11 protein-coding genes are annotated in these 20,248 nt (G+C 70.7%); 6 read left to right on the top strand and 5 right to left on the bottom strand.

Going from position 1 to position 20,248, the window contains the following annotated elements:
* Positions 1–14: 14 nt before the first annotated feature.
* Genes EV671_RS07210 through xylB form a run of 4 tightly spaced genes read left to right on the top strand, consistent with a single transcriptional unit; the run spans position 15 to position 6,144 of the window.
* Positions 15–1,673, top strand: a complete 1,659-nt coding sequence (locus tag EV671_RS07210) for a glycoside hydrolase family 43 protein (RefSeq protein ID WP_132570621.1) — start codon at positions 15–17, stop codon at positions 1,671–1,673.
* Positions 1,674–1,721: 48 nt separating this feature from the next.
* Positions 1,722–3,287 (top strand): MFS transporter, encoded by a 1,566-nt coding sequence (locus tag EV671_RS07205; RefSeq protein ID WP_132570620.1) that lies wholly within the window; start codon positions 1,722–1,724, stop codon positions 3,285–3,287.
* Between the two features lie 41 nt (positions 3,288–3,328).
* On the top strand, positions 3,329–4,645 hold the full coding sequence (gene xylA / locus EV671_RS07200; RefSeq protein ID WP_132570619.1) for a xylose isomerase: 1,317 nt from the start codon (positions 3,329–3,331) through the stop codon (positions 4,643–4,645).
* Positions 4,646–4,677: 32 nt separating this feature from the next.
* Positions 4,678–6,144 (top strand): xylulokinase, encoded by a 1,467-nt coding sequence (gene xylB / locus EV671_RS07195; RefSeq protein ID WP_132570618.1) that lies wholly within the window; start codon positions 4,678–4,680, stop codon positions 6,142–6,144.
* Here xylB and EV671_RS07190 read toward each other — a convergent pair.
* A complete protein-coding gene (locus EV671_RS07190; protein WP_132570617.1) occupies positions 6,138–7,547 on the bottom strand; it encodes a TonB family protein in 1,410 nt (469 codons plus the stop codon). The two genes, xylB and EV671_RS07190, sit on opposite strands and share 7 nt — an antisense overlap.
* 63 nt (positions 7,548–7,610) lie before the next feature.
* Complete coding sequence (locus EV671_RS07185) at positions 7,611–11,300, bottom strand: glycosyl hydrolase family 8 (protein WP_132570616.1); 3,690 nt, start codon at positions 11,298–11,300, stop codon at positions 7,611–7,613.
* 191 nt (positions 11,301–11,491) lie between these two features.
* Here EV671_RS07185 and EV671_RS07180 point away from each other — a divergent pair, with 191 nt between their 5' ends.
* Positions 11,492–12,535, top strand: a complete 1,044-nt coding sequence (locus tag EV671_RS07180; protein WP_132570615.1) for an aldose epimerase family protein — start codon at positions 11,492–11,494, stop codon at positions 12,533–12,535.
* A gap of 94 nt (positions 12,536–12,629) precedes the next feature.
* On the opposite strand, the gene EV671_RS07175 is transcribed toward EV671_RS07180, so the two are convergent.
* The 3 genes from EV671_RS07175 to EV671_RS07165 all read right to left on the bottom strand — a co-directional run bounded on the left by EV671_RS07175 (position 12,630) and on the right by EV671_RS07165 (position 17,374).
* Entirely contained in the window at positions 12,630–13,883 is a 1,254-nt protein-coding gene (locus EV671_RS07175; protein ID WP_243655620.1) for an SGNH/GDSL hydrolase family protein, read from the bottom strand.
* A 74-nt stretch (positions 13,884–13,957) separates the two neighbouring features.
* Positions 13,958–16,462: a response regulator gene (locus tag EV671_RS07170; protein WP_132570614.1), complete on the bottom strand. Its 2,505-nt coding sequence runs from the start codon at positions 16,460–16,462 to the stop codon at positions 13,958–13,960.
* A 123-nt stretch (positions 16,463–16,585) separates the two neighbouring features.
* Entirely contained in the window at positions 16,586–17,374 is a 789-nt protein-coding gene (locus EV671_RS07165; RefSeq protein WP_132570613.1) for a CDP-diacylglycerol diphosphatase, read from the bottom strand.
* Positions 17,375–17,612: 238 nt separating this feature from the next.
* On the opposite strand from EV671_RS07165, the gene EV671_RS07160 reads away from it, so the two are divergent.
* Positions 17,613–20,219 carry a TonB-dependent receptor gene (locus tag EV671_RS07160; protein WP_165917493.1) on the top strand — a complete coding sequence of 869 codons (2,607 nt, stop codon included), beginning with the start codon at positions 17,613–17,615 and terminating at the stop codon, positions 20,217–20,219.
* Positions 20,220–20,248: the final 29 nt, after the last annotated feature.

Genomic DNA, 20,248 nt, shown 5'->3' with positions numbered 1-20,248 from the left:
CCGCCTCCCGACCCATGATCACCAATCCCATCCTGCCGGGCTTCCATGCCGACCCCTCGATCTGCCGCGTGCCGGGCGCCGATGGCCTGGACGACTACTACATCGCCACCTCCACCTTCGAGTGGTGGCCGGCCGTGCGCATCCACCACTCGCGCGACCTGAAGCACTGGCGACACCACAGTTATGCGGTCACGCGCCAGAGCCAGCTCGACCTGACCGGCCACCCCGACTCCGCCGGCGTCTGGGCGCCCTGCCTGAGCCATGCCGGCGGCCAGTTCTGGCTGATCTACACCGACGTGCGCTCCACCATCGGCGCCTTCAAGGACACGCACAACTACCTCGTCACGGCGCCCAGCATCGACGGCCCCTGGAGCGAGCCCCATTACCTGAACAGCTCGGGCTTCGACCCCAGCCTCTTCCACGACACGGATGAAGATGGCAGCGTCCGCCATTGGCTGGTCAACCAGCAGTGGACCCACCAACCCGGCAAGCAGCACTTCAACGGCATCCTGCTGCAGGAGTACGACCACGAGGCAAGGCGCCTCGTCGGCCCGGTGAGGAACATCTATGCCGGCACCGCGCTCGGCGTCGTCGAGGGCCCCCACCTCTACCACCGCAAGGGCTGGTACTACCTGCTGACGGCCGAGGGCGGCACCTTCTACGAGCATGCCGTCACGCTGGCCCGCTCGCGCCAGATCGACGGCCCCTACGAGACCCTGCCCGGCAACCCGCTGCTGACCGCCTGGCAGCAGCCCACCGACGGCCTGCAGCGCAGCGGCCACGCCAGCCTGGTGCAGACGGCCCGCGGCGATTGGTATCTGGCCCACCTCTGCGGCCGGCCACTGGAGTGGAGCGGCCCGAACACCGACCGCCAGAACGGCGTCTACAGCGGCCTGCACTGCCCGCTGGGCCGCGAGACGGCGCTGCAGCGCATCGTCTGGCGCGACGACGACTGGCCCGAGATCGAGGGCGGCGGCAACGCGCCCCATCTGCAGGTGGCCGAGAGCGGCCTGCCCGAGCATCCCTTCCCGGCCGAGCCCGCGCGCGACGACTTCGACGGCCCCGTGCTGAGCCCGCATCTGAACTCGCTGCGCCAGCCGGCCGACGAGAGCTGGCTGTCCCTCACCGAGCGCCCCGGCTGGCTGCGCCTGAAGGGCCGCGAGTCGCTGATGAGCCTGTTCGCGCAGAGTCTGGTCGCACGCCGCCAGCAGCACTTCGACTGCCGCGTCGAGACGCGGCTGGACTTCGCACCGGAACTCTTCCAGCAGATGGCCGGCCTGGTGGCCTACTACAACACGCTGAACCACGCCTACCTGCACGTCAGCCGCGACGCGGACTCCGGCGCCCGCATGCTGCGCCTGACCGTCAACCGCGACGGCGCACACAGCGAGCCGGCCGCCGCGGTCGAGCTGGTCGACGGGCCGGTGGACCTGGCCGTCGAGTTCAGCCACGCGAGCTACCAGTTCCACTTCGCGCAGCAGGGCCGCGCCTGGACCGCCTTCGGCCCGGCCCTGGACAGCGCCATGCTCAGCGACGAATACGCGACCCGCTTCGTCGACGGCTTCGCGCGCAGCTTCGGCTTCACCGGCAACTTCATCGGCATCGCCTGCCAGGATCTGTCGGGCCGGCGCCTGCACGCCGACTTCGACCACTTCGCTTACGAAGCGAAGTAAGGCCGAACCAGACTGCCTGCCCGCACGACAACGACACGAGACAAACCCATGGCCACCCACCCGCCCCTGTCCTTCCTGGAGAAAGCCGGCTACAGCGCGGGCGACGCCGCCGCCAACTTCGTCTTCATGACGATGGTGCTGTTCCAGCTGAACTTCTACACGGACGTGTTCGGCCTGTCCGCCAACACGGCGGCGGCCATCCTGCTGTGGCCGCGGCTGTGGGACGCCATCTTCGACCCTGTGATGGGCGTGCTGGCCGACCGCACCGAGACGCGCTGGGGGCGTTTTCGCCCCTGGGTGCTGTGGACTGCCCTGCCCTGGGGCGTCGTCATGGTGCTGGCCTATACGACGCCCGACCCCGCCTGGGGCTGGAGCACCGGCATGGTGGTGGCCTACGCCGGCATCACCAACACGCTGCTGATGACGCTCTATTCGATGAACAACATGCCCTACTCGGCGCTGGGCGGCGTGATGACCGGGGACCTGAACGAGCGCACGCGGCTCAATGCCTTCCGCTTCGTATCGGTCAATGTCGCGCAGTTCATCGTCGGCGGTTTCACGCTGCCGCTGGTGGCCAAGTTCGCGCAGGGCCACGACCGCGCCCACGGCTGGCAGGTCACGATGACGATCTGGGCCGTCGCCTGCGTCGCCCTCTTCCTCGTCACCTTCCTGACGACCAAGGAGCGCATCAAGCCCATCGCCCCGGCCAAGGCCTCGCCGCGGCAGGACTTCGCCGACCTGCTGAAGAACGGCCCCTGGATCGCGCTAGTGGCCTACACCGTCTTCAACTTCGGCATGCTGGCCCTGCGCGGCGGCGCCCACTACAGCTACTACCACCACTACGTCGACAAGGCCGCGATGTTCGACGTCGTCGCCGCACTCGGCCTGACCACGCCCGACCCACAGGGCACCGGCAGCCTGGCCGACGGCCTCGGCTACATCGTGCACGGCAGGCGCGACAGCCTGGCCCACGCCAACGTGGCCGACGTGTTCAACAGCCTCGTCAACATGGCCGGCACGGCGACGACCATCGTCGTCATCATGGGGTCCGCCGGCCTGTCGGCGCGCTTCGGCAAGCGCAGCGTGGCGCTGGCCTGCTTCTGCCTGTGCGCGCTGGCGGCTTGCGCCCTCTATCTGCTGCCGCCCGACGCGGTGTGGGGCATGCTGGGCCTGCACATGCTCGGCGCCGTCTGCTATGCGCCCACCGTCGCCGTCATGTGGGCCATGTATGCCGACGCGGCCGACTACTCCGAGTGGCAGACCGGCCGGCGCTTCACCGGCATGGTGTTCGCCACCATCGGTTTCTCGCTGAAGGCCGGCCTCGCGCTGGGCTCGGCCTGCTTCCTGTGGCTGCTGGCCGGTTTCTTCGGCTACGACACGCAGATGCCCGCGGCGCCCAATGCCGTCGAGGGCTACCGCGTGATGTCCAGCCTCGTCGTCGGCGCGCTGTTCGCGGCCTGCGCGGTCTGCCTGGCCGCCAACAAGCTCAGCAAGCAGACCACGCTGCGCATGGCCGAAGAGCTGGCCCGGCGCCGCGCCCATGCCGCCAGCGCCCGCGCCGGCCACGACGACCACCCCGACGGCAGCACCGGCGCCGTGCCGGCCATCGCCTGAGCCCTTCCACACCCAACCGATCCCGCAGTCAGGACCCCGCCATGAGCACCGCCTATTCCGACCTCCCCGTCGTCCGCTACGAAGGCCCCCGATCCACCCACCCGCTGGCCTACCGCTGGTACGACGCCAACCGCGTCGTGCTCGGCAAGACCCTGGCCGAGCATCTGCGCCCGGCCGTCTGCTACTGGCACAACTTCTGCTGGAAGGGCGAGGACGTCTTCGGCCTCGGCAACACCGTGTTCCAACGCGCCTGGTTCGCCGAGAGCGACCCGGTCAAGGCCGCGCGGATGAAGCTGGACGCCGCCTTCGATTTCTTTGGCAAGCTCGGCCTGCCCTGGTGGTGCTTCCATGACCGCGACGTGGCCCCCGAAGGCGCGACGCTGGCCGAGTCCAACCGCATCCTCGACGGCCTGCTCGAAGCCGCGGCGAAGAAGATGCAGGACGGCAAGGTCGGCCTGCTCTGGGGCACGGCCAACCTGTTCTCCAACGGCCGCTACATGAGCGGCGCCGCCACCAACCCCGACCCCGAGGTCTTCGCCTACGCGGCCGCCCAGGTGAAGCATGTGCTGGAGTGGACCCACCGCCTCGGCGGCGAGAACTATGTGCTCTGGGGCGGCCGCGAAGGCTACGAGACCCTGCTGAACACCGACCTCAAGCGCGAGCTGGCCCAGTACGGCCGCTTCCTGTCCGCCGTCGTCGAGCACAAGCACAAGATCGGCTTCAAGGGCACCATCCTCATCGAGCCCAAGCCCCAGGAGCCCACCAAGCACCAGTACGACTACGACAGCGCGACGGTCCATGGCTTCCTGAAGACCTACGGCCTGGAGAACGAGGTCAAGGTCAATCTGGAAGTGAACCACGCGACGCTGGCCGGCCACAGCTTCGAGCACGAGGTGGCCACCGCCTGTGCCCTCGGCATCTTCGGCTCCATCGACGCCAACCGCGGCGACGAGCAGCTCGGCTGGGACACCGACCAGTTCCCCAACAACCACGCGGCCCTGGTGCCGGCCATGCTGGAGATCATCCGCGCCGGCGGCTTCACGACCGGCGGCACCAACTTCGACGCCAAGGTGCGCCGCCAGAGCATCGACCCCATCGACCAGCTCGAGGGCCACATCGGTGGCATGGACACGATGGCCCGCGCCTTCCTGAGCGCCGCCGCGCTGTACGAGAGCGGCCAGCTGGAGAAGGCGGTCAGCGAACGCTATGCCGGCTGGAACGGCACGCTGGGCCAGCAGATCCAGGGCGGCGCCGGCCTCGACGAGCTCGCGCAGATCGTGCACGCGCAAGGCATCTCTCCGACACCTCGCTCGGGCCGCCAGGAACGCCTCGAAAACGTCGTCAACAACTTCGTCTGACGAAGACAAAAGGCAAGCACAGAGCCACCGACATGTTTCTTGGCATCGACCTCGGCACCTCCGAGCTGAAGCTGCTGCTGCTCGACGAGCAGCACCGCATCGTCGCCACCACCGGCGTGGCCCTCACCGTGCAGCGGCCCCGGCCGCTATGGAGCGAGCAGAACCCGGCCGCGTGGTGGGCCGCACTCGACGAGGGGATGGCGCGGCTGAAGCAGGACCACGCCGCCGCGCTCACCGCGGTGCGCGGCATCGGCCTGTCCGGCCAGATGCATGGCGCCGTCACGCTGGATGCGGCCGGCCGCGTGCTGCGCCCGGCCATGCTGTGGAACGACGGCCGCTCCGGCACGGAGTGCGCCGAGATGATGGCCGCCTGCCCCGAGCTGCCGGCCATCACCGGCAACCTCGCGATGCCCGGCTTCACCGCGCCCAAGCTGGCCTGGATGCGCCGGCACGAGCCCGAGCTGTTCGCCCGCATCGCACGGGTGCTGCTGCCCAAGGACTGGCTGCGCCTGCAGCTCGGCGGCGAGGCGGTGAGCGAGATGAGCGACGCGGCCGGCACGCTGTGGCTGGACGTGGCGCGCCGCCGCTGGTCGCCCGAGGCGCTGGCGCTGACCGGCCTGGGCGAAGGCCAGATGCCGCGCCTCGTCGAGGGCAGCGAAGCGAGCGCCGCGCTGAAGCCCGAGCTGGCCGCGCGCTGGGGCTTGCGGCCCGGCATCACCATTGCCGGCGGCGGCGGCGACAACGCGGCCAGCGCGGTCGGCATGGGCGTCGTCAGGCCGGGCGACGGCTTCCTGTCGCTCGGCACCTCGGGCGTCATCTTCCTGTGCAACGAGCGCTTCAGCCCCAATCCGGCCCGCGCGGTGCACGCCTTCTGCCATGCTTTGCCGAACACCTGGCACCAGATGAGCGTGATGCTCAGTGCCGCCAGCGCGCTGCGATGGGTCACGCAGCTGCTCGGCCAGCCGGGCGAGGCCGCGCTGATCGACAAGGTGGCCGCCCTCGCGCCGGCCCGGCGCGAGGGCGCGCCGCTCTTCCTGCCCTACCTCAGCGGCGAGCGCACGCCGCACAACAATGCCAACGCGCAGGGCGTGTTCTTCGGCCTCACGCACGAGCACGACGCGGCGGCCCTGGGCTACGCGGTACTCGAAGGCGTGGGCTTCGGCCTGCTGGACGGCTGGCAGGCGCTGCAAGCCGGTGGCGGCACGGCGGAGTCCCTGTGGCTGGTGGGCGGCGGTGCGCGCAGCGAATGGTGGGCCAAGCTGCTGGCCTCGCTGCTGGGCACCCGCCTCGTCAACGGCGTCGGCGCCGAGGCCGGCGGCGCTCTGGGCGCGGCGCGCCTGGCCTGGCTGGCCTGCGGCGGCACGGTGGACGAGGTCTGCAGACGGCCCGAGATCGCCCGCGTCGCCGAGCCCGATGCCACGCTGGCCGCCGCGCTGCGGCCGCGGCACGAACGCTTCCAGCGCCTCTACGGCGCGCTGCGCGCCGAGTTCGGTCAGTAAAGCCGGATGGCCGAGTCGAAGCGCCAGCTGCGGCGGATCTCGACGACGTCGTAGTCCCGCGCCAGCGCCGGCGGGAAGGCCGGGTAGTTCTGCAGGCCCAGCACGACCTGGCGGATCGCCTCGTCCAGCGCCGGCACACCGCTGGAGCGCACGAAGCTGACCGACTCCACCGAGCCATCGCTGCGGATGGCGACGGTGACCAGCGGGTCGGCATGGGCCGCCTGCGCGGCCTCGCGCACCTTCTCGAAGGTCTGGTTGAGCTGGATCTTGCGCGCCCAGGCCTCGGCATACAGCACCAGCTCGGTGTTCGAGTCCACCTGCCCGAACAGCCGGCCGCGACGCAGGCTGCTGTAAGACGTGGGCAGGGCCGAGGACGGGCCGCGCGCCAGCGCATCGCGCCGCGCGGCTTCCTCGTCGAGCTGCCGGCCGATGGCGCGCAGCCTGGCCTCGCGCTGGGCCGCCTCGGCCTGCGTTGCCGCAAGCTTCACCGCTTCGGCGCGTGCCGCCTCGGCCCGTGCGGCGTCCTGGCGGGCCGACTCCTGGCGCTGTCCTTCCAGGCGTGCCGCCTCCAGCCGCTCGGCGCGCTGCAGGGCCTCCTGGCGCGAGCCCTCCAGCTGGGCCAGTTCGGCACTGCGCTCGGCCGGCTCGCTGCGCACGCGCAGCGCGTCGCCCGCGCGGCGCAGTGCCTCCACGGCCGGGCTGGATGCGCTCGCGAACGCGGCGACGGCAGAAGGCTTGTCCGATGCCCGCATCGCCTCCAGCTCGGCCAGCGCGCCGCTGCGCTCGCTGGCTCGCGGGCTCAGCTCGGCGGCAGCGCGGCGCAGCGTCTCGACAGCGGGAGCGGACGCGCCCTGGAAGGCCGCGACGGCCGCCGCCGGCGTGGCCTGCAGCTCCTGCCGCGCCGCGTCCAGCGGCGCCAGATCCACGGGCCGCTCGCGCGGGCGCAGCACCTCGCGGCTCAGCGCCTGCACGGCGGGGCTGGACGCGCCCGCGAAGGCCGCGACCGCCGCGGTCGGCACCGCCGACGCCGCCGCCACGGCCCAGGCCGCCGGCCGCTCGACGGCCAGCACCGCGAAGCCGCTCTCGGGCAGCGGCGCGACATCCCCGTCCGGCTCGGCGAGCCGCAGGGTCCTGGTGTCCGGCGCGGTGGCCGCGTCGGCAGCGGCCGGCGCTGGCGGCGCGGGTGGGGCCTGCGGCAGCGGCGGCGCCTCCAGCACGACGCGCAGCTCCGCCGCCGCGCCGCGCCGGGTCTGCCAGGGGAAGTCCAGGCCCGGCAGGCCCAAGCCCTGGCCGAAGCTCAGGCTCAGCAGCAGGCCGTGCACGAGCAGGGAGAAGGCCAGCGCCCGGTTCAGGCGCGGGCCGAACACGGGAAGCGTGGCCGGGCCGGCGGCACTCAGGCGCACGCCATCCCCCCCCGCTCCACGTTGATGTCTGCGCCCCTCATCCGGCGCATTGTCCGGCCAGGATCACCAGGCCCTGAAGCGCCCCGTCACATGCAGCAGGGCCATGAACTGCAGCAGGCCGTCGTAGTAGCGCCACTGGCCGGCGGGCGGCTGCAGCGCCCAGAGCGCGTCGACGAAGGGCCGCGCCTGCACCGGCTCGACGAGCAGGGCCGCGACGGCATTGCTGGCGATCAGGCCGCTGGCGGGCGCGTCGTTCAGCGGCCGGCCGTCCAGCGTATAGAGGTGGGGATAGGGCTGGGTCGGCTGGGCCGCGAAGAAGCCCAGCAGCCGGCGGCTCAGCCCCGGCGCGGCGGGGTTGCTGCCCCACCAGACCTGGTCGACGCTCCAGTTCACGGCCGTGCGGAAGGCGTCGTAACGGAAGTCCTCGTGGCCCTCGCGCGCATGGGGGCGTCCGTCGAACTCGGCGTAATCGGGCGTCAGGCCGGTCTTGGGGTGGGCGGCCTTGTTGAAGTAGGCGCGGCTGATGTCGGCGATTTCGCTCCAGCGGCGGCGGTCCTGCGGCGCGGCGGCGCGGCGGGCCCAGAGCTCGTAGAAGGCCGGCAGGTGGTAGGACGGGTCGCTGAAGTCGGCCGCGTCGGCGATGGGCACGAAGACGACCTGGCCGTGCCGCGGCGAGAACATGGACCGCACGCCGTCGACGACGCCGCCGTTCATCTCCTCCTTGTGCAGCATCGTGGCCAGCAGGGCCTGGGCCTGGGCGTCGTAGTCGTAGAGGCCCCGGCCATTGCCCCAGCGCGAGGCGGCCATTAGCAGCGCGGTGGCGAAATACTCCTCGCCATCTGAGGCCGGCACGGCGTCGCGGTCACAGCCCTGCGGCCGGCATTGCCAGCGGAAATAGCCCTTGCGCGGGCCTGCCGCGTAGCGCATATGCGTGGCAGCCCAGTTCCACAGCGCGTCGAACTCGGCCTTGCGGCCCATCTGCACGGCAATCATCATCCCGTAGGACATGCCCTCGCTGCGCACATCGGCGTTGCCGACATCGAGCACATAGCTCGCTGGGCCGTCGGTCGTGGGCGCGGCGGGGTAGATGACGCGGTGTCGGGCATCGCCCTCGAACAGCGACTTCCAATAAGCGTCCAACCGGGCGGTGATGTCGGCCTCGCCGATCTCAGGGTGGATCTCGCGCAGCAGATTGCGGTAGCGGCCGGTCTGCGCCGCGCCGGCCAGCGGTGTCAGCACCAGCTTCTGCAGCAGGACGTTGTCATCCAGGCGCCAGACGTGCACGACATGGCGGCCGGGCGCAATGCCGGCGAAGCGCGCGCCAAGCACCGCGTCGTTGTCCCGGACGGCCCGGGCCCAGTCGCGCTCCTCGCGCGTCTGCTCGGCGCCGGCGGTGGGCTGCAGCCTGAGCACCAGCTCCTGCGGCGGCAGCTCGTCCAGGCCCACGGCCAGGCGCAGGCCGGCGCTGCCGCGCGTGTCCAGCGTCGGCAGCATGTGCAGCTCCAGCAGCAGGTCGCCGCCCGTGGCGATGTCGACGTCGTAGTCCAGCCTCGGGCCGTCGGCCAGCGTGGTGGGCGGGCGGCCCTGCGGCAGCGCCGCCACCGCGCCCAGGCCCTGGCCGAGATGGGGGATGGCCGTCCAGGCCAGGCCACGGCCGTCGACGGCGCGGCTGAAGCGGGTCGCCTCCAGCGTGATCGCTTCAAGGGTGAGCGCCTGCGGTGGGCTGGCCGCCGCATCCGGCGCCTTGCCGGCCACACGTTGCACGGCGGGCATCAGGTTGCTGTCGGGCTGCTGCCAGCCGGTGTAGCCGATATGGGTCTGCAGCATCATGCCGGCCCATTTGCCGCCGGCCAACGCGTGGTATTGGTCGGCGATGGCCTGGTCGCGCGCGAAGGCGGCCTCGGCCCGATCTGCAAAGACGTTGGCGCGCGGGTCGCCAGCCTGGGCCAGCCGGCGGTTCCAGGCCACCGCGTAGTACAGCCGGTAGAGGTTGGCCAGCGCCAGCACCGGATGCTCGACGAGCTGGAAATAGGCGTCGAGCTGCCCGGCCCGCAGCCCGGCCTTGACCTGGGCGACGTGCGACTCCAGCGCGGCCCACTCGGCCACGCGCCGGCCGAAGTCGCCGCCGTCCAGCGCGTCGGCCGTGGCGGGGCCGAGCGCGAAGCTGTGCTCGTCCACCAGCTCGGGCTTGCGCCGCGCCGCGTACTGGCCGTAGCGCGTCAGGATGGCGCCGATCTCGCCAGCCTGGGCCGGGCCGAAAGTGGCCGCCGCCCAGTCGCGTGGGTAGGCCGCCAGCTTTGCTGTCGTCATGCGCTGCGGCGCCCAGGCCATGTCGAGGAAGAAGCTGATCGGGAACTCCATCGGCTTGATGTCGCCGACGTTGACGATCCACAGCGCATCGGCGCCCTGCGCATGCGCCAGGTCCATCTGCTGCCAGGTCTTCTCGATCTGGTTGGTGTTGAGCCACTTGTAGTTGCGCGGCCAGCCGACGTAGTCGAAGTGGTAGTAGACGCCGTAACCGCCGGGGCGTTGCGCGCCCGGCGCCGGCAGGCGACGGATCTGGCCCCAGTTGTCGTCGCAGAACAGCAGCAGCACGTCGTCGGGCACCTGCAGCCCAGCGTCGTAGTAGTCCTGCACCTCCTTGTAGAGCGCCCAGACCTGCGGCGTCTTCCCGGCCGGCTGGCGGGTCACGTCGGCAATGATGCGGCGCTGGTCGCCGACGATGCCTTCGAGCAGCGCCGTGGCCGTGCCCGCGCTCATCGGCTCGTCGCCGTCGCCGCGCATGCCGATGGTGACGAGGCTGTCGAAGGCGCCGCCGCCGGGCCGGCCCATCATGCGCTCGATGCCGCCGCGCCAGAAGCCGCGCAGCTTGTCGGCGTTCTTCGTGTAGTCCCAGGCGCCGCCGCCGGCGCGGGCCCATTCGTCGTGGGCACGCATCATCGGCTCGTGGTGGGAGGTGCCCATGACGACACCCATCTCGTCGGCCAGCACCGCAGCCCTGGGGTCGTCGGCCGCGAAGGCGCGCGGCTGCCACATCGCCGGCCACAGCGTGTTGCCGCGCAGGCGCAGGATCAGCTCGAAGACATGTTCGTAGAAGGCCGCATTCGTGCCGCCGAACTTCGCCTGCGCCCAGCTGCTCAGCGCCGGCGCCTCGTCGTTGATGAAGATGCCGCGGTACCTGACGCCGGGCTGGTCGCCGCGCGCGCCGGCCGCGACGAACACATCCGCCTTCTTCTCGACCGGCACGTCGGCCCACCAGGCCCAGGGGCTGACGCCGATGCGCGCCGACAGCTCGTAGGTGCCGAAGACCGCACCGCGCCGGTCGCTGCCGGCGATGACCAGCGCACGCGGCACGCCCGGCCAGGGCTGCTCGACGACGACCTGGCGGTAGGCCTCCCACCGCCCCTGCAGCCCATCGAGCTGCAGCTTGTGCCGCGCGACGAGGTCGTCGAGCACCGCGCTGCGGCCCAGCGCCGCGATGACGACGAGCTCGCCGCGCGCGTCGTCAATGCGCGCCGGCCGCGGCGCCGCCTGGCCCGACACGCGCGCCAGGTCGGCCGCGAAATTACGCGCCGCATGCAGCAGCGCCGGGTCGGCGCCGGCCTCGACGAAGACGGCCGCCGGCCGGCCCGCGCGCACCAGGGCCAGGCCTTGCCCGGGGTCGTGGCCGCAGACCGACACCGGCGCGTCGCAGGCCAGGGCCGCCCCGCCAGCCAGGGCCAGCAGCCCGGCCATCGATTTCAAGAAACGCATCACCGCTTGTCTCCAGGCCGCGGCGCCCTGCGCGGGCGCTCTTTCGTCGTTGATGGTTACGCAATCAGCTTCAGCAACTGCCAAGGATGTTCCTGGCACCTGCACCACAGCGATAGCAGAAACAAGGTTTCATGGTAGCGTAACCTTTTATCGATCGCCGATAGCCGACAAGGTTACGCAAACACCCAGCCATGATCCGCAACCCCGTGCCGCCCACCGCCGAGCCGGCTCCCGCGGTCTACACCCTCGGCACGGCCGACGGCCTGCAGATCCAGGTCAGCAGCCACGGCGGGCGCTGGTTGTCCTGCCGGGTGCCGCTGCCCGATGGCAGCCGACGTGAAGCCATCCTCGGCCATACGACCGCGGCCGAACACCTGCACGAACCCGGCTTCTTCGGCGCCATCGTCGGCCGCTACGCCAACCGCCTGGCGGGTGCCGCCTTCACGCTCGACGGCCGTCACCACGCCCTACCGGCCAACGAGGGCGCGAACCAACTGCACGGCGGCCCCGAGGGCTTCGACCGCCGCGCCTGGACCGTCGTCGACCACGGCCCGCGGCATCTGCGCCTGGCCCTGCACTCGCCCGACGGCGACCAGGGCTACCCCGGCGCGCTGGACGCCGAGGTCGAGTACCGCCTCGACCCCGCGCAGCCGGCCTTGACGCTGCGCTTCGGCGCGCGCGTGACGGCGCCCTGCCCCGTCAGCCTGACCAGCCATCCCTACTTCAACCTCGACGGCGACGCCGCCTCGGTGCAGGAGCACCGCCTGCGCGTCGCCGCCACGGCGATGCTGCCGGTGCGGGCCGACATGATCCCCACCGGCGAGCTCGCCGCGGTGCAGGGCACGGCCTTCGACCTGCGCCAGGCCCGCCGCATCGGCGACGGCCTGGGCCGCGACGAGCCGCAATTGCTGCTGGCCGGCGGCTACGACCACTGCTATGCGCTGGACGCGGGCGCCGCGCGCGGCGAGCTGGCGGCGGCCGAGCTCATGGCCGGCGACGGCCGGCTCGCGATGCGCCTCTATACCGACTACCCCGGCCTGCAGGTCTGCAGCGGCAACTTCGTGCAGAACTCGCGCGGCCGCGACGGCCGGCCGTTCAGGCGCCATGCCGGCATCGCGCTGGAGCCCCAGTTCTTCCCCGACGCGCCCAACCACCCGGCCTGGCGCGAGCAGGGCTGCGTGCTGCGCCCGGGTCAGCGCCTGTCGCGCTTCATGCGGCTGGAGTTCGACGCATGAGCATGAAGCGGAAGAATACCGCCGACCTGCGCGGCGCGCGCTGATGCGCCAAGGACGATTTCCGCGGCCGCGGGCTTAGCAGCCTGGCGCGAACTCAGAGGGCGCCGAGCTTCGGACAGCGGCGGTCGAGCAGCTCGACCGGGAAGGCCTGGGCCATCGCGCGGTAGCCGGCCAGCGAGGGGTGCAGGCCGTCGTTGTCGACGTCGGCGCGCAGCCAGGCCGGGCGCGCCGGGTCGCGCATCAGCGCGTCGAAATCCAGCAGCGCGTCGAAGCGGCCCGGCTCGCGCAGCCAGGCGTTCAGCGCCTGGCGGTCGGCCTCGTTCTCGGGGCCGGGCGCGTAGTAGCCGCTGCCCGAATAGGGCATGACGGTGGCGCCGATCAGGCAGACGCCGCGGGCCCGCGCGCGCTCAGCCAGGCCCGTGAAGCCGGCCTGCAGCTCGGCCAGCAGCGCCGCGCGCGAGGCCGCCGTCGTCGGCCGGCCGCGGTGGCTGATGCCAAGATCGTTCACACCGATCAGCACAAGGGCATGCGTGACGCCGCTGCGCGCCAGCACGTCACGCTCGAAGCGCGACACGAGGCTGGGGCCGAGGCCGTCGCGCAGCAGCCGGCCGCCGCCGATGCCGGTGTTCACGACCACCGCGTCGCGGCCCCCGGCGGCCAGCCGCTGCGACAGCACATCGGTCCAGCGCTGGTAGCTGCCCGAGGGCACGCCATAGCCGTCGGTGATGGAGTCGCCCGTCGCGACGAGCACGGCCCGCGGGCCCGCGCGCACGTCGACCGCGGCCAGATGCCACCAGCCCTCCTGGGCCACGGCCTCGGGCCAGGCGGCGGCGTCCACCCGGTTGCCGGCCACGGCCCAGCTGCGCATGCGCGAACCCGGGTGCACGCTGGCCAGCGCCGGGCCGGCGCGCACGTAGAGCTGCACGGCGAGTTCGGCGCCGCGCGGCAGGGCCAGCTCGACGGCGTCGCTCCAGGCCTCGGCATGCGGCGCCAGCGCCAGCTCGCGGCCGCCACCGAAGCGCAGCGGCAGCGGCGCGGCGCCGGGGCGCGCGACGCTGGCCGCGCCGACGAGCAAGGGCTCGGCGCCGAAAAGGTTGCTGATGCGCACGCGCAGCGCCGGCCCCGCGGCATCCACGCGCACGAGCTGGCGCAGGCTGACGTCGCGCATCGGCTGCTGCCAGGGCGCGGCTGTGGCCGGCGGCGCCTGCTCCAGCATCGCGCTGCCCCAGGCCGCCACCCAGCCCGCGTCCGTTGCGCCCCCGGGAGCGCCGGCACAACCGGCCAGCGCCAGCACGGTGGCCAGCATCCAGGCGCCTGAGCGACGCCGCGTGATTGCAAATCGAGTCATGGCGGCGGCGTCATCCCAGCTGCGCTATCGAAAAATGATAGCGCAACCATTTTCCCGGCAACCTGCGGACTTCCCTAGGGCGAGATCGGCGAGACCCAGGCCAGCAGTGTGCGCACCAGTTGCCTGGGGTCGATGGGCTTGCTGATGTGGGCATTCATGCCGGCAGCCAGACAGTCCTGCACGTCGCACTCCATCGCGCCTGCCGTCATCGCGATGATGGGCAGGCCTGCATGCTGCGGCATCGCGCGGATCAGGCGCGTCGCGGCCAAGCCGTCCATCTCGGGCATTTGCAGGTCCATCAGCACGGCGTCGAAGGGCTCGGCCTTCACACGGTCCACGGCATCCAGGCCGTTGCCGGCGATCGCCACATCCAGCTTCACCATCTCCAGGAAGGCCAGCGCGACCTGCTGGTTGACCGGGTTGTCCTCGACCAGCAGCACGCGCGCACCGCGGATGGGCCGCATCGCGTCGCCCAGATCGGCCAGGCCCTCGCCCGGCGGCACGGCGGCGGCGCGTTCGGCGCCGCCCGACTGCAGATGCGTGATGGCATCGAACAGACGCGACGGCGTGACCGGCTTGACGAGAACGCTGCTGGCCGGCCGCCCCTGCAGCGCTTCGGCGACGCGCTGGCTGGCGTGCAGGCCGGCCAGCACGATGACGGCCGGCGGCGGACAGCCGTGCTCCATGGCGGCGCGCCGCGCCGCATCGATGAAGCCGGCACCGGCGGTCTTCCAGTCCAGCAGCAGCAGTTCGCAGGGGTGCAGCGGGTCGGCCTGGCGCAGCCGGTGCAGTGCCTCGTCGCTGCCGGAGGCGACGCCGACCTGGAAGCGCCAGCTCAGCAGCATCTGCTGCAGGATCAGCCGCTCGGTGGGCTGGGCGTCGACGACCAGGGTGCGCATGCCGCGGATGCGGTGCAGGTCGATTCGCTCGACGTCCGGACCGGCCTTGCCGAAGCTGCAGCTGAAGCGGAACTGGCTGCCCTGGCCGGGGGCGCTGACGACGTCGAATTCGCCATCCATCAACTCGACGAGACGCCTGCAGATCGCCAGCCCGAGACCTGTGCCGCCATAGCGCCGTGCGATCGACGCGTCGGCCTGGCCGAAGACCTGGAACAGCTGCGACACCTGCTCGGGCGTCATGCCGATGCCGGTGTCGCGCACGGCGATGCCAAGCCGCACACGGCCATCCTGTTCGCCGAGGACATCGGCCCGCACAACGATCTCGCCTCGCGGCGTGAACTTGATCGCGTTGCCGACGAGGTTGTTCAGCACCTGGGTCAGCCGCAGCGCATCGCCGAGCAGGCGCCCGGGCAGGCGCTCGTCGAACTCGAACAGCAGATCCAGCCCCGTCTCGTCGAGCTTGGCCGAGAACAAGTGGCCGACGTTCTCGATCAGCTCCTCGGGGCTGAACTCCTCAGCTTCCAGCGTGATCTTGCCGGCCTCGATCTTGGAATAGTCGAGGATGTCGTTGAGCAGCATCAGCAATGCCTTGGAGGAGGTGTGAACCTTGCCAAGGCAGTCGCGCTGGCGCGTGTCGAGCCGGGTCTCCAGCACGAGGCTGGTCAGGCCGATGACGGCATTCATCGGCGTTCGGATCTCGTGGCTCATGCTGGCGAGGAACAGGCTCTTGGCCGCGTTCGCCGCCTCGGCCTCGTCACGCGCCGCGGCGAGCGCCGCGGACTGGCGGTGGTCGGCCTCGTAGGCCCGAAATAGCCTTGCGTACAGCGTGCTGTTTTCCAGCAGCAACTCCATCAGCACCAGCGAGCAGGCCAGCAGGCCGTAGATGCGCCCGGCATAGAAGCCCAGGTCGAATCGACCGGAATTGAACACCGCCGACAACGCGATGTCGAAAAGCCAGGCCAAGCTGACGACCATCAGCCACAGGTCCAGCACCGTGCGCGGCCGCCGGCGCCACAACTGGCACAGCGCCAGCAGGTTGAAAGCCCAGACGGTGCCGGCGGTCATGTACAGGGCCGGCGTGTAGTGGCCGTCGCTCAACAGCGTCGGCAACTGCTCGTGGCCGAGCGTCGTCAGCGCGACGAAGAAGGCGGCGGCGGCGAGGGTCAGCAGGGGCCAGCCGGCGGCGGGCAGCTTCGGCCCGGGACGGCCCCTCGGCAAGGCATAGCCGAGCACGAAAAGCGGAAAGCCACCGTGCCAGAGCATGTAGAGCCAGACCGTCGTCTGCGTGCTTGCGCCGAGCAGGCCCGTCGCGCTGAACAGGCCGGGGAAGCTCAATGCATGCGCTGTCGCCATCGCAGCGGTGAACAGGTAGCCGCTGGCCAGCAGCAGCAGCGACTGCTCGCGCAGGATGCGGAACTGGCCGAACAGCAGCACCGCCGTGATCAAGTCCGTCAGCACCAGGGCCGACTCGTAGATCGGGATGAAGGCCGGCACCGGCGCGAGCTTCAGCTGCGCGAACGGCAGCAGCGCGGCGAACAGTGCCGCCGAAACCAGTACGACGATCAGCGCAAGGCGCCGTTCACGCGGCCCGACCGGCTGGTCCAGCAGAAAGGCCGGGGTTTCCGACCCGCGAATCTCCTGGCGGACGCCGCCATCCCGGGGCAGGCAACTTGCTTGCACGTCGACTCCCGTACGCGACCCGAGCCGGGCCGCCTGCTAACAGGATAGTCCAACAGGCTTCGGCCGCCTTTGTCGCCGGATGTAAGAGGCCTGTCACCGGGCGAGCGGGATCGCCCGGCCGGCTCACGGCCCGGCGGGCGTGCGGGCCGCAGACTCCACCTTGACGAGGGCGCAGTCATGGTCCTGCACGTCGTGCTCGGCCAGGCCGCTGCTGCCGTCGTCGTCGCGGTGGGTGGCCATCAGCACGAAGCCCTGCCTGCCATCCTTGAAGGTCATGGCCACGACGCCGACGCCCACGGCGCCCATGTCGTCCACCGCGCCCGGCACATGAGCCGCGATGTCGGTGATGGGGTTGACGCCGTCCAGCGCATCGCCGTCGACGCGGCGCACCAGCCAGGTGTGGCCCAGCCAGCCGCCGGGCAGGGGCACCCAGGTCGCCGGGATGTCCGCCTCGGCCGCCAGCAGCCGCGCCCGCAGTTCTGGCCGGGTGCAGGAGATGTGGATGTGGAACTGGTCCTGGCTGCGGCGGTGCGCCGGGTTCAGCGTCAGCGACACGGCATCGCGCGGCAGCGGGTGGCCGTTGAGCTGGTCGAGCAGGTCGCGCGCATGCCAGGCCTGGGCGAAGAAATTGGGCGTGTCGGCCTTCAGCAGCTCCGGGCTCTCGATGCCGGCGATGCGGGCCGTGGGCAGCAGCAGGTATTGCAGCACGCCGCGGCGGTCCTTCATGACGGCCCAGCCGAACTCGCGCCCGGCCGGCATCTCGACGCGCGTGCAGGGCGGTGGCATCTGGCCGGTGGCCGCGCCCGGCACGCAACCGCCGTCGATGATCTTCCACAGCACGTCACGGTCCGCGAGGGCCGCGCCGGAGGCGGTCAACAGCGAGAGGGCGACGGCAAGAACGGGAAGACGCATCGGGAGTGCCGGCAGTCCTGCGGGCGCCGGGCGAAGTGAAGGGTTGGGCCCCGAATTTTAGGTGGCACCCCTGCCCGCCTCTTGCCGGAGGAGTTGCACGGAATCCGCATGGATGCATCCGAATTCACTATACGAAGACGCAAAAGAGTCATATCTGCGGACCGTAACCGCTTCGTACCATGGCTTCAGCCGGCCCCTCAGAGGGCCGTTGCCACAAAGAGAAGCCTACGGAGACCCCATGCCCAAGATCCCCTTCGCCCCGTCCCGGCTGTGCCTGCTGATACAGGCCTTCGTGCTGCTGCCCGCGGCCGCCCAGACCGCGCCCGCCCCCGCCGATGCCAAGACCGAGGCGCTGGACACCGTTGTCGTCAGCGGCATCCGTGCCTCGGTGCGCAAGGCGCTGGACACCAAGGAGGCCTCCAACAGCCAGATCGAGGTCATCGCGTCGGAAGACATCGGCAAGCTGCCCGACACGACCATCGCCGAGTCGCTGGCGCGGCTGCCAGGCATGTCGGCCGGCATCGACCGCGGCAATGCCAGCCAGATCGTCGCGCGCGGCCTGGGCCCGCGCTTCGTCGGCGCGACGCTGAACGGGCGCGAGTTCGCGTCCTCCGAGCCCGACCGCGCGGTGCGCTTCGAGATGTTCCCGTCCGAATCGGTGTCGGGCGCCACCATCTACAAGACCCAGCAGGCCGACATCGCCGAGGGCGGCATCGCCACCACCATCGACCTGCAGACCGTCAGCCCACTGGACTACAAGGGCCGTGAGCTGTCGCTGAAGGCCGACGCCAACTACTACCAGCTCGCCGCCAGCATCGGCGGCGCCAAGAAGTGGTCGCCGCGCCTGGGCGGCATCTATGTCGACCAATTCGCCAACCGCACCGTCGGCGTGGCGCTGGCCTTCAGCTACTACGACCAGCCGGTGCTGCAGGACGGCGTGCAGAACTGGGGCTTCGACAGCGGCAACGGCAACAAGAACCCCGGCATCGAGTCCTGGGGGTTCCAGAACGCCGTCAAGAACGGCACCAACAAGCGCTCCAGCGTGCTGGGCAAGCTCGAGTACAAGCCGGACGCCACGTTCGCGCTGACCGGCGACGTCTACGCGGCCCGCTCCGACATCAAGGAGCAGCAATACATCCACACGGCCGACACCTGCCAGTGGGCCAACGCCGGCTGCGCGGCCGCGTACAGCGGTTCGCCCACCATCAGCGGCGGCTATGTGACCGGCGGGACCCTGACCAATGCGGCGCTGAAGACCATCAACGGCCTGTGGAAGCAGGACATGAAGGACTTCGCCACCGGCCTGAACGCGAAGTGGAAGCTCGACGACTGGCAGATCGACGCCGACCTGGCCCACTCCACCGCCGACCGCGACACCCACTGGACGGCCGTCGAGCTGGACATGAACAACCCCGGCACCGGCACGCTGAGCTGGAACTTCCCGAAGGACGGCTGGAGCACCTACAACTTCAGTGCCGACAGCGGCAACCCCGCCAGCTTCAACAACTGGACCGGCGAGACCTGGGGCCCGACCTATGCAGGCACGCTGCACGACAAGCTGGACTCGGAGCAGCTCAACTTCACGCGCCGCCTGGTCTTCGGCGACCTGAACAAGCTGAAGTTCGGCCTGCGCGCGACGCAGCGCGAGAAGCGCTATGACCAGACCTCCTGGGACTACGGCTGGGTCCAGTTCAACCCCAGCGACCTGCACCGCGTGGCCGTGTCCGGCCGCCCCGACTTCGTCGCCTTCGGCAACGTCGAGAACGAGATCACCAAGCTCTTCGGCGCCTCGACGCTGAGCGCCGACGGCCGCACGCCCTCCACCAACGACCTCGTCGCCAAGGACTGGCGCGCCAAGGAGAACAGCGCCGCCGCCTATGTGCAGGGCGACCTGAACGGCAGCGTCGGCACCCTGGGCTACCGCGGCAACGTCGGCCTGCGCCTCGTGCACACCAGCCAGACCGGCTATGGCAATTCGCTGATCAACAACGTCGTGACGCCCACGCAGGACGGCATCAGCTACACCCGCGCCCTGCCCAGCCTCAACCTCGTTCTGAGCCTCGACGAGAACGACGAGAACCAGTTGCGCTTCGGCATGGCCCGCGCGCTGTCGCGCGCACCGCTGGACGTGATGACCTCGGCGCAGACCGTCACGATCGACCCCAACGGCGTCAACCCCACCATCGTCTCCGGCGGCAATCCGCGCCTGAAGCCAATGATGGCCGACCAGATCGACCTGGCCTACCAGCGCTACTTCGGCAAGGGCAATTTCTTCTCCGCCGGGCTGTTCTACAAGCAGGTGAAGGACTACATCGGCCTCGCGTCCGTGGCCTGCAGCTATGCCGGCAAGGCGGCCTACTGCACCCAGCAGGTCAACCGCGACGGCGGCGACGTGCACGGGCTGGAACTGGTCTACCAGCAGTCCTTCTCCAACGGCCTGGGGCTGACGACCAACTACACCTACAGCACCGGCAACATCAAGGAGAACGGCGACCAGAGCGGCAAGACCTTCGTGCCCATCTCGGCCAACGGCCTGATGAAGGGCAACGGCGGCCTGACGGTCTGGTATGAGCGCAACGGCTTCGAGGCCCGCCTGTCGGCCAACCACCACACGGCCTACAACCGCGCGCCGACCTGGGACTCGACGCTGATCCAGCAAAACGGTGCCGAGACCTGGGTGTCGCTGAACCTGTCGCAGAAGCTCGACGAGCATGTCTCGGTGCGCTTCGGTGTCGAGAACGCGACCAACCAGAAGGTCTTCTACACCTACTCCAACGACCCGTATCGCCAGGAGAACTTCCAGTTCGGCCGCCGCTTCAACGTCGGCGTCACCTATAAGCTCTGAACGCCGAACGCTGAACGCATGAGCTTGTG

The sequence above is a fragment of the Roseateles saccharophilus genome, from assembly GCF_004342485.1.
Lineage (GTDB): Bacteria > Pseudomonadota > Gammaproteobacteria > Burkholderiales > Burkholderiaceae_C > Pelomonas > Pelomonas saccharophila.
Note: the sequence above shows the minus strand (reverse complement) of the source record. Positions and strands in the feature narration are given on the sequence as shown.